Source organism: Halomonas salipaludis, assembly GCF_002286975.1.
Classification (GTDB): Bacteria; Pseudomonadota; Gammaproteobacteria; order Pseudomonadales; family Halomonadaceae; genus Franzmannia; species Franzmannia salipaludis.
The window spans coordinates 90,530-105,570 of the sequence record NZ_NSKB01000002.1 but is presented as its reverse complement, the minus strand read 5'-3'; the positions used below and the strand labels follow the sequence as shown (position 1 = coordinate 105,570).

Sequence of the window (15,041 nt, the reverse complement as noted above, 5' to 3'; positions counted from 1 at the left end):
GCGGCGTCAAGTCGGGTAATATAAGGGGAGAGTGCTGTCTGCGGCGTGGATGTCACTCATGACGAAAAAGCCAAGCTGTGCTGTTATGCAGAAAACAGCATCAACCCGAGGGGCGGCATTCTTTAGTGCCATGGTGATTTTTCTATTAATGCCTTACGTAAATGGTTAGCGCCCCATCCTCTGCGGCGCATAGTGCGACATCCTATCTAGGCATTTCCCTCGCCTCACTCGAATTGATAGTAAGCCTTATCCGCCACTCCGACTGTGCGCTGGCGAACACCAGAGCAATATTTTCACTTATTTTTTGGGGGGTTACGCTGCGTGCTTGGCGTTATAGACCGTGCAGCATATCACCGGAAAAGAATTGGTAATTGTTGCGCCCCCGGCGCTTGCTGCAATACATGGCGGTGTCTGCGTGATGCATCAGCTCATACGGGGTCGTGCCGCTATCCGGATAGCGGCTGATACCCAGGCTGGCGGTGATGGTGATCGCCTGCCCCCCTACCGGGTGCGACGCTAGCAATGCGTCGAAGACGGCATCGGCGACGTGCCGGACACCATCGATATCCTGCACCTCGGTCAGTAGAATCAAGAATTCATCGCCGCCTAGGATGCCTATCGGCTTAAAGGCCAGCACATCAAGGATGAGTTCTATCGTGCCGCTGTGATGCAGCGGCTGCTGCTGCGATATACCCAGGCGCTACTGACGGAGATGGCCCAGACAGCGGTGTGCAATCGCCACCACAGTGTCGATCAGCAGCTGTGTTGTTGGCTGCTGCTGAGTCTCGATCGCCTGCCGGGTGACAAGCTGGTGATGACGCAGGAGTTGATCGCCAACATGCTGGGCGTACGTCGGGAAGGCGTCACGGAGTCGGCCGGCAAGCTGCAGCGGGCGGAGTTGATCTCCTTTCACTCCCCGTAGCTAACCAGCTGCTCGATGAATTACTGCCGAGTGAGCACGCCACCTTTGTCGCTGCCTGCGAGGTCGTTGAGCTTAGCTTTGGCGAGAGGCTGATTGAGCCTGGAGCGCTCGTTGAGCACGTCTATTTTCCACTCGATAGCTTTATCTCACTGATTGTCGGTCATGAGGGCGATAAGTGGCTGGAGGTCGCCATGGCCGGGCGCGAAGGGATGGTTGGTGAGTCGCTGCTCCTGGGCGTCGAGGAATTCCCACTGTGCGCGTTGGTACAAGGCTCAGGCTTGGCGCTACGCATGGACGCTGCATGTTTTCGGCGCATGATGCTGCGCTTTCCCGCCCTTCAGCAGCGACTCCAGCGCTATCTTTATGTGGTCATGGTTCAGCTTGCCCAAACGGCTGCCTGCACGCACTTTCACCAAGTCGAGGCGCGACTGGCGCGTTGGTTGCTGATGACCCAAGACCGTGCCAGCTCCAGCACGCTCCAGCTGACCCATGAGTTTCTCGCGGGGATGCTGGGCGTCAGGCGGGCGGGCGTTACGTCGGCGGCATTGGCACTGCAGCACCGCGACTTGATCAGCTACCATCGTGGCAACATTATCGTGCTCGACCGCGAGGGCCTCATAAACGCATCGTGTGGCTGCTATCGTGCTGATCGTGCGCTATATGACCAGGTGCTGTAAGCGCAGCGCTGAAAAATTCTATGCTAGAACACCAAGGAGAACAGCACCCCGAGTAGTGCACAGCCGCCCAGCACAGTGAGCATACCGACCTTGTAGCGGAAGATGGCAAGCATGGCCGCGGCAGACAGGAGCAGGGCAAGCGGCTCCAGCGAGGCCAGGTCCGGGATCAGCAGGCGAGCCCCCAGGGCGCGCCACTCTTCGACCTCGGCAAAGATCACGTGGAGCCCGAACCAGATCGCCAGGTTGAGGATCACGCCGACCACCGCCGCGGTGATGGCCGACAGCGCGGCACTGAGGGCGCGGTTGTCACGCAGGCGCTCCACGTAGGGCGCGCCGAGGAAGATCCACAGGAAGCAGGGCACGAAGGTCACCCAGGTGGAGAGCACTGCTGCCAGGGTCGCCGCCAGCATCGGATCGAGCCCAATGGCCTCGCGGTAGGCAGCCATGAAGCCGACGAACTGCACCACCTGGATCAGTGGTCCCGGGGTGGTCTCGGCCATGCCCAGGCCGTCGAGCATCTCCCCGGGGGCCAGCCAAGCGTAGTTTTGAACCGCTTCCTGGGTCACATAGCCGAGCACCGCATAGGCGCCGCCGAAGGTCACCACCGCCATCTTGCTGAAGAAGGTGGCGATCTGGCTGAAGACGTTTTCACCACCCAGCGTGATCAACAGCAGCGCCACCGGTGTCAGCCACAGCAGCAGGAAGATGGCCGAGATGCGCAGCGACCAGCCGGGGTTGGGCTGTGCGTGGGCCGGCAGCCCCTCACCGAGCAGCGAGTCGCGGTCGCTGAGTCCCTGGTCGTTGCCATTGCCATGGCCGCCGCCCACCTGAAAGGCCATCATGCCGCGCTTGCCGCCCCAGTAACCCAGCAGCGCCGCACTCAGGATGATCAATGGGAAGGCCACGTCGAAAAAGAAGATGGCCACGAAGGCTGCCGCTGCCAGGCCCAGCATGATCCGATTCTTGAGTGCCCGCTTGCCGATCCGTACCACGGCATTGAGCACCACCGCCAGTACGGCGGCCTTGAGGCCGAAGAACAGCCCCTCCACCAGCCCCACGTTACCCAGCGCCGCATAGAGGTAGCTGAGTGCCAGGATGGCGATGAAGCCGGGCAGCACGAACAGGCAACCGGCAACCAGGCCGCCCTTGGTGCGGTGCATCAGCCAGCCGATGTAGATCGCCAGCTGCTGGGCCTCCGGTCCTGGCAGCATCATGCAGTAGTTGAGGGCGTGCAGGAAACGCCGCTCGCCGATCCACTGCTTCTCCTCGACCAGGATACGGTGCATCACCGCGATCTGCCCAGCCGGGCCGCCGAAGCTCAGCATGGCGATGCGCAGCCAGACCATCACGGCCTCACGGAACGGAACCTGGTGGGGCGTTTCGGTGACAGGCGGCATGGCACACTCTCGGCTGATGGCAGGAGGAAGCGAGGCTACAACGGGGCCCTATCCTCGACGTGCTCGCCGCGCTTGTCCAGTCATCGATCGCCAGTGTCCTGTTCCTTATCGCAGTGGCGATGCAGCAGCCAATGAGCCCCCAGGCACAGTGCCATGGGTAGCAGCAGCCAAGCGCCGCCGCTCAGCGATTGGGCGCGCCACATCAGCAGCAGCATGACTGCCCCCATCAGCACCAGGCAGGCGGTCATCATCCAGTGGTGAAGGCGGTTCATTGGGCGTCTCCTTGCGGGGTCTCGCGGGTGAAACGCCGCTTGAGCAGCAGCGAGTTGCCGATCACCGACAGCGAGCTTGCGGTCATGGCGATCACGCCGATCATGGGATGCAGCAGGCCCAGCGCGGCGATGGGGATGGCCGCGATGTTGTAGCCGCTGGCCCAGATCAGGTTCTGCACGATCTTGCCGTAGGTGGCACGAGAGAGATGCATGGCGTCCACCACCCCGGTCAGCTCGCCGCTCACCAGTGTCACGTCGGCGGCCTCGATGGCGACGTCGGCGCCGGCACCGATGGCGATGCCGACGTTGGCCTGGGTGAGGGCAGGGGCGTCGTTGATGCCGTCGCCGACCATTGCCACGTGGTTGCCGTGTTTTTCCTGAAGTGCGCGAATGGCATCGACCTTACCTTCCGGCAGCACGCCGGCCTGGACCTCATCGATGCCGACCTCGACGGCCACGGCGCGGGCGGCGCGCTCGTTGTCGCCGGTGATCATCACCACGTGCAGGCCCAGCGCATGCATGCCGCGGATGGCCTCGATCGATTCTTCCTTGAGGGTGTCGGCCACGGCCACCAGGCCCAGCGCCTGGCCGTCGGCGGCGACGATCACCACGCTGCGGCCCTTGCCCTCGAGCTCGCTCATGGCGTCATCCAGTGACTCGAGGCCCTGCACACCTTCCTCTTCCAGCAGTCGACGATTGCCGATCAGCACGGTCTCCTCGCCGACCTTGCCTGAGACGCCGCGTGCCCCGGTGGAACGGAACTCGCTGACCTCGCCGGGTTTCACGTCGCGCTGCTTGGCCCCATCCACGATGGCTCGGGCGATGGGGTGCTCCGAGGCGTTCTCCACGCTCGCCGCCAGGGTCAGCAGGCGTGTCTCGTCGACGCCGTCGGCGGCGACCGCTTCGGTTAGCGTCGGCTCGCCGCGAGTAATGGTGCCGGTCTTGTCGAGCACCATGACCTTGACGTCCTTGAAGGTCTGGATCGCCTCGCCGGAGCGTATCAGGATGCCGCGTTCGGCACCGATGCCGGAGCCCACCATCAGTGCGGTGGGCGTGGCCAGGCCCAGCGCGCAGGGGCAGGCGATGACGAGTACCGCGATGGCGGCGAGGATGGCAAGGATCGGCGTGGCAGCCTCGGGGTTCACCCACGGCAGGAAGGTCGCGCCCCAGTCGAGGATCGGACGCAGGGCATCCGGGAACACTGCCCAGGCAACCAGGCTGGCCAGGGAGATGGCCAGTACCGCCGGCACGAAGCGCCCGGTCATGCGGTCAGCGAACTCCTGGATCGGCACCCGCGAGCCTTGGGCCTGGTCGATCAGCTTGACCACCTGTGACAGGAAGGTATCGCCGCCAACCCGGGTCGCCTTGACCCGCAAGCGCCCCTCCTTGTTGATGGTGGCACCGATCACGCTGTCGCCGCTGCTCTTGTAGACCGGGATCGACTCGCCGGTGGCGATGGACTCGTCGATATGGCTCTCGCCCTCGACTACCTCGCCGTCGGTGGGGATCTTGTCGCCGGGGCGCACGACCATGATGTCGCCGGGTGCCAACTCTTTCACTGCCACCTCGACCTCTTCGCCGTCGCGCTCCACCCGTGCCGTCTTGGCGCCCAGGGTCAGCAGGCGACGAATGGCCTGGGACGCGCGCCCCTTGGCCAGGGCTTCCAGGTAACGCCCCAGCAGGTGGAAGGTCATGATGGTGGCGGCCATCTCGATGAACGAGGTCATCGGGTAGACGAAGCCGATCAGGCCGATCAGGTAGGGCGGTAGGCTGCCCATGGAGATCAGCACGTCCATGTTGAAGGTGCCGTTCTTCAGCGAGCGCCAGCTCGATTTATGGGTGGCTGCCCCGCCGTAGAGGAACACCACCGGGAAGGCCAGCAGCGCCACGATCGCCAGATAGCCGGGAAGCGGCTGCCAGAACATGTGCGGCATCATCAGCAGCATGATCAGGGTGGTGGGCACGCCGGCGATCCATAGCCGCTTGCGGGCCTGGCTCAGATAGGCCTCCTCGATCTCGGCGTCGCTTTCGCCTTCCTCCGCCTCGTCGCTCTGCACGGCGGCGACATCGTAGCCGGCGCCCTCCACGGCGCTCTTGAGCGTGTCGCCATCGAGGTCGCCGCTAACGGTGACCGAGACACGGTGATTGGCGATATTGGTGTCGATCGACTCGACGCCCGACAGGCGTTCAAGCGTCTTGCGCACGATGCCAGCACAGTGGTCCGAACCCATGCCGGGCACCGTCAGGCGAATCTGTTGCTTGCCGCTATCGCCACTGACGGCGGCCACGTCATAGCCGGCGCCCTCCACGGCGCCTTTCAGTGTCTCTCCATCGGGGCCGTCATCGTCGATGGTCACGCTGACCCGATGGTTGGCGATATTGGTCTCGATCTCGCCCACGCCGTCGAGGCGTTGGAGCGTCTTGCGCACGATGCCGGCACAGTGGTCACTGCCCATGCCGGGCACCGTCAGGGTGATCTTGTTCGCGGTGGAATCGCTCAAAGCATGCCTCCTGCGGGCGGGGCCGAAGGGGCGGCCACTGGGTGGCCGCCGGAACATCCTGGCGCTGCTATCAACGCGGTTCAGTGATGGGCATCGTGGTCGTCGGGATTGGCGCCGCCCTCGGGCGTGGCCTGTTCGAGCTGCTGGCGCTGTTCGTCGCTCATCAGGTCATGCATGGCGTTTCGCATGCGCACCATCCCGGCCATCATTTCACCGTGCAGCTCGGCCATCTGGCCGTGTAGCGCCTGGACCTCATCAGGGTCGGGGCGTTCGCCGTGCATCTCGGCCATTAGGTCGTCGCGCAGGTTCATCATCTGCCCCATGCGCTCGAACTGGGCAGGGCGGTGCTCCTGCATCAGCTCGCGCATCGCACTGCGCTGCTCATCGTCGAGCATCGACATCATGCCCATGCCGGCGCCGCCGCCCATCATCGGGCAGGGCATCATGCCGCCAGCCATCATGCCCTTCATCATGCCGGGGCCCATGCCGCCCTGGTCGCCCCCCATCATTCCAGCCATCATGCCGGGACCCATGCCGCCCTGGCCGCCACCCATCATGCCGGAGCTCATACCGCCCTGGCTGCCGCCCATCATCCCCTGGGCGAGGGTAATGCCGGTGCCACTGGCAGCGAGTGCCACGGCGAGTGCGAGTGTCAACGTCTGCTTGCGAAGCTTCATGTTCATTCTCCCGTCGGGCGAGAGGCCCGATCGATTGCCATCGTCTACATTCTGCGAGCTGTGTGTTGCACGCAGGTCAATGTCGTTTCTTCAGCACCAACGATGAGTGAGTCTCGAGGCCTGAACCGCTGAGTGAGCAGGTAGATCGTAATGACCGGGGCAGGGCGGCAGTCCGACCCGCCTTGAGTCTGGGCATGTCGCGGGTTCGGCCAGGTCCATGGCGCGAGGCTCGACTGACAGGGTGGTGCACTCACCTTAGTTCAACGCCGCAACCTTTCCATTGATGCAGATCAAGCGAGCCGCGATGGTCAACCTGCGTGCAGGACGTCGGTTGCGAGCTTCCTTGAGGGCGTGAAATACTCGCCGCTGTTTTGGCTTGAATGGCCGTTTCAGCGCATGTCTCGACTCTGCTACCACTGGCTAATCTGCATGATGATGTCCCTTCTGATGGCTTTCGCACCGCCTATGGCCGCGGGCGGGCATCAGGGCGATGCCGTCTGTCAGGAGAAGCTGGCCACGCATGACCCGCAGGCCTGGGATCTGGCTGCAACGGCCGAGATGGGTGAGTCTCACCCCACTGCAGTGTCTCTTTGCTGCATGCCCTGCGCTCAGTGTGGAGCCTCCATGGCTCGGCTGGCCGCTGAGGCAGCGGTATCTTCCTCCCCCCTGCCCGGGCCAAGCCTGGGCTATCCGTCAGAGCCTCCCGCCCCCTTCGAGCGCCCTCCTCGCGCCTGAGCCTCTTACCCCCCCATGGCACCGTGATGATCGATCCACGGTGAGAGTGTTCATGTTATGAGGACAACTTAATGAATCGTCGCGAATTTTTGGGCTATTCGGCGCTAGGGGCCCTGGTGCTATCCACAACGGGCGGCATGGGCTTTGCCCTGTCTCGTCAATATCCCCATTCGGCTACACCCGCGGTGCTTGCCGCCTTGCCGGAGGGTGGGCTAGCGCTGCAGCCGCTGCCGCGCATCGTCAACCTGAGCGATGCTGCCGGCCATTTTCAAAGTACCTTGACCCCGGCTGCTCATGCAGTGCCATTGCACGACGAGTTGGAGGCCAGGCTGTGGCTCTATAACGGCAAGGTGCTGCCGCTGATAGAAGTGCGGGAAGGCGATGAACTGGATATCACCCTGTCCAATGAACTGTCGCATGAGACCACCGTGCACTGGCATGGCGTGCCGGTGCCGCAGGCCCAGGATGGCGCCCCATGGGACGCCGTGGTGCCAGGCGAGTCCCGCCAGTACCGCTACACCCTCCCCGAGGGCAGCGCCGGCCTGCACTGGTTCCATCCTCACCCACACCATGGCACCGCCCGGCAAATCGCCCACGGGTTGGCGGGAGCATTGCTGGTAAGGCCCGCTCAGGACGTGTTGCCGGCGGAGGTGGAAGAGCACCTGCTGATGGTCAGCGACCTGCGTCTCGATGTGGAGGGTGAGGTGGCAGCGCATACCGCCGAGGACTGGATGAACGGACGCGAGGGTGAGCTACTGTTGGTCAACGGACAGCGCGAACCGCGCCTGGATGTTGCGCCTGGCACGACCCTGCGGCTACGGCTGGTCAACGCCTGCGCTGGCCGATATTTGCGATTGCGCTTGGAGCAGCACGAGCTGACCTTGATCGGCACCGATGGAGGGTTGATCGAGCGGCCGCAGCCGCTAGAGGAGCTGCTGCTCACCCCGGGCGAGCGCGCCGACCTGCTGGTACGGGTCAGTGAGCGGGCCGATGGACGCTTCCTGCTGGCAAGCCACCCCTATGAGCGCGGCTGGATGGGCGCTCGGCCGCCTCATCTGGATCAGGTCGCACCGCTACTGTCGATCCATACTCTTAACGCCGGTGTCTTCCCTGCCATATCACTACCCGAGCGACTGGGGCGCGTAGCGCCCCTGGGCGAACCGGACGTGTATCGCCAGGTGGAGCTCACCGAGGTCATGCCGGACCATAACGATCACGGAATGGAACACGACGCCCCCCATGCCGCCCACGAAGGCGGCGGCAGCGGCAGCCGCCATGGCTCCCATGACCCAGGCGCCGGTCATGCGGACCACGGGGCCAGCCAGGGCGGTGATGCCCGCCCCGAGGTGGACTTCCTGATCAACGGTCGCGCCTTCGCCATGGACGAGATCCTCTTCGAGGGCCAGGTCGGCGAGGTGGAGGAGTGGGAGGTCTTCAACAACTCCCACATGGACCACCCCTTCCATGTCCACGGCACCCACTTCCAGGTGATCGCCACCCGCGATGCCGATGGCGAGTGGCGCGAGGCGCCCTGGCTGGCCTGGAAGGACACCATCAACCTGGTGCCCTACCAGCGCATGAAGTTGCGCATGGTGTTCCGCGAGCCCGGCGACTGGCTGTTCCATTGCCACATCATCGAGCACGAGGAACTGGGCATGATGGCGACGATCCGCGTGAACTGAGGCTGCCTCGGCACCTGCGATACCGTGGCCGGCCAGGGGGAGCTTTATGTCTTCATGGTAGGGGGCGGCTTGCTGGGAGTCGAGGAAGCAAACCGCGAGTGGGACGTCGTAAAGCGAGGCTGGGGTGAGCGCTACTTGCTGCACCTGGCGGTGGATCCGAACGCCCCCCAGCGTTTGGTGGTGGCCGATGAGCAGGGACAGTTATTGATCAGCGGCAATGGCGGACGTGACTGGTCGCGTCTCGAATGAACCGGAAGCTAGCGCATGGTGTAGGGTTGACCGTAGAGTGGTAACGGCATCAGCCAGTAGGCTTGAGCCCCGCGGCGATACCCGAGAGCCGAACTTCGTCATAGACGTTGCAGTTGAGACAGCGCAGGCAGGTGAGTTATACGCCGAACGCGTGAGAGATGACGTCGATAGGTGCATGGGATCCCTCCTTGGTCGCGGGGGTCGCTACTCAGTCTCTTTCTATGCCTTTTTCTTTGCCACTCCTTAACCTGGGTTAGCTTAATGACGCGCTGAGCATGCGAAGGTGGTGACCGTTGAGCAAGGAGTCGCTCAGCCAAGGAAGACAAGCGCCAGGGAGGCGCACCAGCACAGGGAAGTATGGGCAGGACGCCCATGGAGGCAGCAAGGAGTGCAACGCTGAGAAGGGCCCGGCCACCAAGGTTGGGCCCTACTTGTGTGGTGGGGCGCTTTTGCATGACGCCACGCCTGGGCTAAGCTGTCGGGACACCGCGCCTGTTGCAAGGCGTCACTCACTGTTTCGGAGGTTGTCCCATGCTGTTACGTGCCCTGGCGTCTGCCGCGCTGCTCGCCCTGCCCCTTGCCGCGTTGGCGGAGTCCCCCAATCTCGAGCCGGGCGAATGGGAGTTCACCAGCACCACGACCGTGGAGGGCGACTTCCCGATTCCCGATGAAACCGATACCCACCGCGAGTGCCTGACCCAGGATGCCATCGACGAGGCCAACTCGGCGTTCATCCAGGAAGAAGAGGGCTGCGAGTTCCTCGAGCAGGAGGCCAGCAGCGAGAGCATGAGCTACCGCATGTCGTGCCAGGGCGAGGGCGGTGAAGCCATGGTGGTGGGCGAGATGCGCTACTTCTCGGACCGCATGGAGGGCGACATGCAGGTCGACACCACCACGCCGATGGGCGACATGGTCATGAATACCAGCATGCAAGGCGAGCGTCTCGGCGACTGCTGAGCCCCAGTGGCGGCCAAACTCAGCCTGCCGTGGCGCCCGCCGCGGCAGGCTCGGGTGCCTCGGGCCGGTGGCGTGCCCACTCCAGCGCGGTGGCGTGCTGCCGAGTGGGGAAGACACGCATCTCCAGCGAGCGAAACAGCCGATCCTCCAGTCGCACCACACGTCTTACCCAGCGCTTGTCGCTGACCACCGCGGCGCGGTAATAGTGCGATAGCTCACTCAATTGGGTCAGCCCATAGCCGACATCGCGCAGCAACGCAGTGGCGGTCATCCAGCGCATCTGGTCGAGCTCGGCGTAGAAACTGATGCGCGGCTGCTGGCGCTTGGCCTCCTCGATGGCGTCGATGATGACTTGCAGGTCGTCAACATCGACGCGGCCGCTGACGCGCATCGCGACCAGATGGGCGGCGCCTGACGGAAGTAGTTCGATCATCTCATGGCCTCCTGTTGGACCCGCCGCGCGATGCTGGGGCGGGGCTCAACAGCAGCATAGCAGCCGTCTGCTTAGTGCGTGTCGGCGGCGACAGTGTGATGGTCGTCCATCTCGCGCTGCAGGCGGCGCTGCACGTCCCCCGGCGAGCCGGTGTTGCGAGCCAGCAGGTCATAGGCCACTGGCACCACGAACAGCGTGAACAGTGTCGCCGCCGCCACCCCGCACATGATCACGGTACCGATCACCAGGCGCGTCTCGGCGCCGGCACCGCTGCCGATGATCAGCGGAACGGAGCCCGCCATGGTGGTCACCGCGGTCATCAGGATCGGGCGCAGGCGGGTCACGGCGGCGTCGACCAGTGCCTCCTGGAAGGCCACGCCCTGGTCGCGCAGCTGGTTGACGAACTCGACGATCAGGATGCCGTTCTTGGCCGCCAGGCCGATCAGCATCACCAGCCCCACCTGGCTGTAGATGTTCAGCGATTGGCCGGTGAGGAACAGCCCGAGCAGCGCGCCGCTCATCGCCAGCGGTACGGTGAGCATGATCACGAAGGGGTGCACGAAGCTCTCGAACTGGGCGGCCAGCACCAGGAATACCACCAGCGCCCCCAGCAGCAGCAGGAAGGTGGTGGCGCCGCTGGCCTCCTGGAAGTCTCGCGAGGGGCCGTCGACGTCGGTCTGCGCCTCGGCGGGCAGGATCTCGTCGGCGGTCTGCTGCAGGTAGTCGAGGGCTTCGCCGAGCGGATAGCCGCCCGCCAGGTTGGCCTCGAGGGTGATCGAGCGCACCCGGTTGAAGCGGCTCAGGGTGCTGGGGCCGGCGAAGTCGGTCAGTGTTACCAGGCTGGCCAGCGGGATCAACTCGCCGGAGCGCTGCGAGCGTACCTGGATGTTGTCCAGCGCGCGAGCGCTGCGCTGGGCGCTACGATCACCCTCGAGGATCACGTCATACTCCTCGCCATCATCAACGTAGCGGGTCACGTTGCGCCCGCCAAGCAGCGTCTCCAGGGTGCGGCCGATCTCGGTCACGGTGACGCCGAGCGAGGCGGCGCGCTCGTAGTCGATATCCACGCGCAGCTGCGGTTGGGTCTCCTGGTAGTTGCTGTCCAGCGCGGTGAGGCGGGGGTTGTGCTCACGGATATGCTCGAACATCATATCGCGCCATTCAGCCAGCTCCTCATAGGTGCCGCCGCCGAGCACGAACTGCACCGGTTTCTGGATGCGCTGGCCAAAGCCCTGGCGCATCACCGGTGAAGCGGTCACCCCGGGCAGGTCGCGCAGCTTGGCGCGCACCTCGTCCATGATCTCCCAGGCGCTGCGGCGGCTGCCCCAGTCGGCCATGTTGACGATCACGAAGCCGTTGTTGAAGTTCTCGATATTGCCGAAGCCGCGTGGCGCGCGGATCACCACCCGCTCCAACTCACCCGACTCGACCATCGGCTCCAGGCGGCTCTCGATCTCGTCCATATAGTCCATGATGTAGTCGAAGGTCGCACCCTCGGGGCCGTTGACCAGGATGATGAAGTTGCCGCGGTCCTCTTGGGGGGTGTACTCGTTGGGCAGGACGCTGGCAAGCCAGCCGGTGCCCGCCACCAGGGCGATGAATAGCGCCAGTACCAGCAGGCGCAGCTTGAGTACCGTGAGCAGCATGCGCCGATACAGCCGCTGGCTGAACTCGAGCAGCGTCTGCACGGCGTGGGCCAGGCGGCCTTCGTGCATGTTGGGGCTGAGAATCTTCGAGGCCATCATCGGCGTCAGGGTCAGCGCCAGCAGGCTGGAGATGGCCACCGCGGCCGCCAGGGTCAGGGCGAACTCCGAGAACAGCCGGCCGATATCACCCTGCAGCATGCTTAGCGGCACGAACACGGCGATCAGCACCAGGGTGGTGGCGATCACCGCGAAGGCGATCTGGCGGGTGCCGCGGAAGGCCGCCACCAGCGGCGTTTCGCCGTAGGCCTGCATGCGGCGGTTGATGTTCTCGAGCACCACGATGGCGTCGTCGACGATCAGGCCGATGGCCAGCACCAGCGCCAGCAGGGTCAGCAGGTTGATCGAGAAGCCCAGCGCGGCCAGTGCGATAAAGGCGCCGATCAGCGCGATGGGCACGGTCACCGCCGGCACCAGGGTAGTGCGCAGGTTGCCCAGGAACATGAAGATCACCACCACCACCAGGCCCATGGCGATGAACAGAGTGATCACCACCTGCTGGATGGCGCCGGAAACGAACACCGAGGAGTCGAAGTTCATGCTCAGCTCCATGCCCTCGGGTAGGGTGTCCTGCAGGCGCTGCATCTCGGCAGTGACGCCCTGCGAGACTTCCAGCACGTTGGCGGTGGACTGCTTGATCATGCCCAGCCCGACCAGCGGCACGCCGTTGGCGCGGAATACCGAGCGATCCTCCACCGAGCCGATCTCGATGCGCGCCACGTCGCCTAGCCGCACGATATAGTCGTCGCTGCGCGACAGCGCCAGGGCGCGGAAGTTGTCCGGCGTGGCGAAGCTGCGCGGCAGCCGCACCACGAACTGGCGCTCGTCGGACTCGATGGAGCCCGCCGGCAGCTCGACGTTCTCGGCGCGCAGCGCATTCTCGACGTCGCCGGCGGTGAGGTCGCGCGCCGCCAGGGCGTTGCGGTCGAGCCACACGCGCATGGCGTAGTCGCGGCCGCCGCCGACCCGCACCCGGGCCACGCCGGGCTGCACCGAGAAGCGGTCGACCAGGTAGCGGTTGGCGTAGTCGGTCAGTTCGGGAATGCTGTAGTCCTCGCCAGAGAGGCTCAGCCACAGGATCACGTCCTCGCTGCTGTCGGCCTTCTGCACCTCGGGCGGGTCGGCCTCGTCGGGCAGGTTGCGCAGGGCGCCGGAGATGCGGTCGCGGATGTCGTTGGCGGCGGCATCGATGTCCATTTCCAGGCCGAACTCGATATTGATCCGCGAGCGGCCATCCTCGCTGGAGGAGGTGATCAGCTGGATGCCTTCGACCCCGGCGATGCGATCCTCGAGCACCTGGGTGATGCGGGTCTCGACCACGCTGGCCGAGGCCCCGGGATAGCGGGTATCGATGCTGACCACCGGCGGGTCGATGGAGGGATACTCCTGCAGCGGCAGGCGTTCGAGGGCTAGGAATCCGAAGGCCACGATCAGCAGGGCGAGGACCGTGGCCAGAACCGGGCGTTGAACCGAGACATCCGAGAGGCGCATCAGGCATCATCCCCGCGATGTTGCTCGAGGATCTCGCGGATCGAGTGCTCGTCGTCGGCGATGCCCAGCAGTCTGACGCGGTCGCCGTCGCGGACGCGCTGCACGCCGTGGCCGACCACCAGATCGCCGGGTTCGAGCCCCTCGAGCACTTCCACCTGGCCGGTGCGGCGCTCGCCGATCACGATCTCATGGCGGCTGATGCGGTTGTCGTCGCTCTCATCGATGAGCATCACGTACTGTCGCTCGCCACTGGGGACCAACACGCTCTCGGCGACCACCACGGCATCCCGCGGGCTGCGCTGCAGTACCACCTCCATCAGCATGCCGGGACGCAGGATCAGCTCGGCGTTGTCGAACTCGGCGCGTACCTGGACGCTGCGGGTGACCGGGTCGACCCGGGCGCCGATGCTGGCGACCTCGCCCATGAAGCGCTGGTCGGGAAAGGCCACGCTGTGGGCGCTGAGGTTGAGCCCCGGGCGCAGCATCGACAGGTATACCTCGGGCACGCTGAAGTCGAGTTTGACCACATCCAGCTTGTCGAGGGTCACCAGTTCCATGCCCGGCGTGACCAGCGCGCCGCTGCTGATATTGCGAAAGCCCACCACGCCGTCGAAGGGGGCGCGAATGCGATGGCTGGACAGGCGTGCCTCGATGGCTTCGATTTCGGCCTCGACTTGGCGCAGACGCGCCTGGCTGTCCTCGACGTCGGCCCGTGAGCCGAGATTGCGCGACTCCAGCTGCGAGGCGCGGGAGACGGCGTTGCGGCGCTCGTCGCGCAGCGCCTGGGCGGCGCGTAGCTGGGCCTGCTCTTCGCTGTCATCGAGTCCCACCAGCAGCTGGCCGGCCTCGACCCGCTCGCCGTCGACGAAGTTCAACTCGCTGACGATCTCGGTGACGGTGGCGGAGAGCGTCACGCTCTCGTCGGCGCGCAGGGTGCCGAGGGCTTCGAGGGGATCTGACCAGCGTTGCTGGTCGGCGCGGGCGCCAATCACCGCGGTGCGCTCGTCGGATAGGACGACAGCGCTGAAAAGGGGCAGGGAGAGCGTCAGGGCAAGCGCCAGCCAGGCGCGTGGCGCCATCGGAATAAGGGTCATGATGTCTCTACACGGTCGATGAGTCGGCAGGCGCACCTCCTGTGCTCCCTGTCATTAGGCTACTTACCACTGTGGCCGGGAATGTGGCAATAATGAGGCATTTTGCCCAGCTTACTTAATGATGCGCCAGTTATACAGAATATATTGCGCCGTATAAGTTCGCTCGGCGCTGGCAGGCGACGCCCGCTGTTCAGCTTGCTAGAATGCCGCGCCTGAGCCAACGCGCCTCACCAAGAGGCCATGTACGGGAG

13 protein-coding genes are annotated in these 15,041 nt (G+C 64.7%); 5 read left to right on the top strand and 8 right to left on the bottom strand.

What is annotated here, in order from left to right; translation table 11 throughout:
* Positions 1-331: 331 nt before the first annotated feature.
* Complete coding sequence (locus tag CK498_RS04455; protein WP_407645833.1) at positions 332-637, bottom strand: diguanylate cyclase domain-containing protein; 306 nt, start codon at positions 635-637, stop codon at positions 332-334.
* 30 nt (positions 638-667) lie between these two features.
* On the opposite strand from CK498_RS04455, the gene CK498_RS04450 reads away from it, so the two are divergent.
* Both CK498_RS04450 and CK498_RS04445 read left to right on the top strand, forming a co-directional pair.
* On the top strand, positions 668-922 hold the full coding sequence (locus tag CK498_RS04450) for a Crp/Fnr family transcriptional regulator (RefSeq protein WP_229358960.1): 255 nt from the start codon (positions 668-670) through the stop codon (positions 920-922).
* Positions 923-1,113: 191 nt separating this feature from the next.
* Positions 1,114-1,599 carry a Crp/Fnr family transcriptional regulator gene (locus CK498_RS04445; protein WP_229358959.1) on the top strand — a complete coding sequence of 162 codons (486 nt, stop codon included), beginning with the start codon at positions 1,114-1,116 and terminating at the stop codon, positions 1,597-1,599.
* 23 nt (positions 1,600-1,622) lie between these two features.
* Here CK498_RS04445 and chrA read toward each other — a convergent pair whose 3' ends face one another.
* The 4 genes from chrA to CK498_RS04425 all read right to left on the bottom strand — a co-directional run bounded on the left by chrA (position 1,623) and on the right by CK498_RS04425 (position 6,446).
* A complete protein-coding gene (gene chrA / locus CK498_RS04440; RefSeq protein ID WP_095619671.1) occupies positions 1,623-2,996 on the bottom strand; it encodes a chromate efflux transporter in 1,374 nt (457 codons plus the stop codon).
* A gap of 80 nt (positions 2,997-3,076) precedes the next feature.
* A complete protein-coding gene (locus tag CK498_RS04435; RefSeq protein ID WP_095619670.1) occupies positions 3,077-3,268 on the bottom strand; it encodes a hypothetical protein in 192 nt (63 codons plus the stop codon).
* Complete coding sequence (locus CK498_RS04430) at positions 3,265-5,769, bottom strand: heavy metal translocating P-type ATPase (RefSeq protein ID WP_217987688.1); 2,505 nt, start codon at positions 5,767-5,769, stop codon at positions 3,265-3,267. Before CK498_RS04430 ends, CK498_RS04435 begins: the two co-directional genes overlap by 4 nt.
* 80 nt (positions 5,770-5,849) lie before the next feature.
* A complete protein-coding gene (locus CK498_RS04425; RefSeq protein WP_095619668.1) occupies positions 5,850-6,446 on the bottom strand; it encodes a Spy/CpxP family protein refolding chaperone in 597 nt (198 codons plus the stop codon).
* Between the two features lie 806 nt (positions 6,447-7,252).
* Here CK498_RS04425 and CK498_RS04420 point away from each other — a divergent pair.
* From CK498_RS04420 to CK498_RS04410, 3 genes are all read left to right on the top strand, one after another.
* On the top strand, positions 7,253-8,863 hold the full coding sequence (locus CK498_RS04420) for a multicopper oxidase family protein (protein ID WP_095619667.1): 1,611 nt from the start codon (positions 7,253-7,255) through the stop codon (positions 8,861-8,863).
* Between the two features lie 54 nt (positions 8,864-8,917).
* Positions 8,918-9,112, top strand: a complete 195-nt coding sequence (locus CK498_RS04415) for a hypothetical protein (protein ID WP_095619666.1) — start codon at positions 8,918-8,920, stop codon at positions 9,110-9,112.
* Positions 9,113-9,643: 531 nt separating this feature from the next.
* Entirely contained in the window at positions 9,644-10,069 is a 426-nt protein-coding gene (locus CK498_RS04410; RefSeq protein ID WP_095619665.1) for a DUF3617 domain-containing protein, read from the top strand.
* 19 nt (positions 10,070-10,088) lie between these two features.
* Here the strand turns inward: CK498_RS04410 and CK498_RS04405 are convergent, their stop codons facing one another.
* From CK498_RS04405 to CK498_RS04395, 3 genes are all read right to left on the bottom strand, one after another.
* Entirely contained in the window at positions 10,089-10,502 is a 414-nt protein-coding gene (locus tag CK498_RS04405) for a SpoIIAA family protein (RefSeq protein WP_095619664.1), read from the bottom strand.
* A 71-nt stretch (positions 10,503-10,573) separates the two neighbouring features.
* The gene (locus CK498_RS04400; RefSeq protein WP_095619663.1) at positions 10,574-13,696 is read right to left on the bottom strand and encodes an efflux RND transporter permease subunit; all 3,123 of its coding nucleotides are present in this window, start codon (positions 13,694-13,696) and stop codon (positions 10,574-10,576) included.
* Positions 13,696-14,790: an efflux RND transporter periplasmic adaptor subunit gene (locus CK498_RS04395; protein WP_229358958.1), complete on the bottom strand. Its 1,095-nt coding sequence runs from the start codon at positions 14,788-14,790 to the stop codon at positions 13,696-13,698. The genes CK498_RS04400 and CK498_RS04395 overlap by 1 nt, the downstream gene beginning before the upstream one ends.
* Positions 14,791-15,041 lie beyond the last annotated feature (251 nt).

Bases quoted from the DNA above. Each gene is read 5' to 3' on its own strand.
- chrA (WP_095619671.1), bottom strand. From the start codon at position 2,996: ATGCCGCCTGTCACCGAAACGCCCCACCAGGTTCCGTTCCGTGAGGCC.
- CK498_RS04395 (WP_229358958.1), bottom strand. From the start codon at position 14,790: ATGACCCTTATTCCGATGGCGCCACGCGCCTGGCTGGCGCTTGCCCTG.
- CK498_RS04415 (WP_095619666.1), top strand. From the start codon at position 8,918: ATGGTAGGGGGCGGCTTGCTGGGAGTCGAGGAAGCAAACCGCGAGTGG.
- CK498_RS04450 (WP_229358960.1), top strand. From the start codon at position 668: ATGCAGCGGCTGCTGCTGCGATATACCCAGGCGCTACTGACGGAGATG.
- CK498_RS04405 (WP_095619664.1), bottom strand. From the start codon at position 10,502: ATGATCGAACTACTTCCGTCAGGCGCCGCCCATCTGGTCGCGATGCGC.
- CK498_RS04445 (WP_229358959.1), top strand. From the start codon at position 1,114: ATGGCCGGGCGCGAAGGGATGGTTGGTGAGTCGCTGCTCCTGGGCGTC.
- CK498_RS04420 (WP_095619667.1), top strand. From the start codon at position 7,253: ATGAATCGTCGCGAATTTTTGGGCTATTCGGCGCTAGGGGCCCTGGTG.
- CK498_RS04400 (WP_095619663.1), bottom strand. From the start codon at position 13,696: ATGCGCCTCTCGGATGTCTCGGTTCAACGCCCGGTTCTGGCCACGGTC.
- CK498_RS04435 (WP_095619670.1), bottom strand. From the start codon at position 3,268: ATGAACCGCCTTCACCACTGGATGATGACCGCCTGCCTGGTGCTGATG.
- CK498_RS04410 (WP_095619665.1), top strand. From the start codon at position 9,644: ATGCTGTTACGTGCCCTGGCGTCTGCCGCGCTGCTCGCCCTGCCCCTT.
- CK498_RS04425 (WP_095619668.1), bottom strand. From the start codon at position 6,446: ATGAAGCTTCGCAAGCAGACGTTGACACTCGCACTCGCCGTGGCACTC.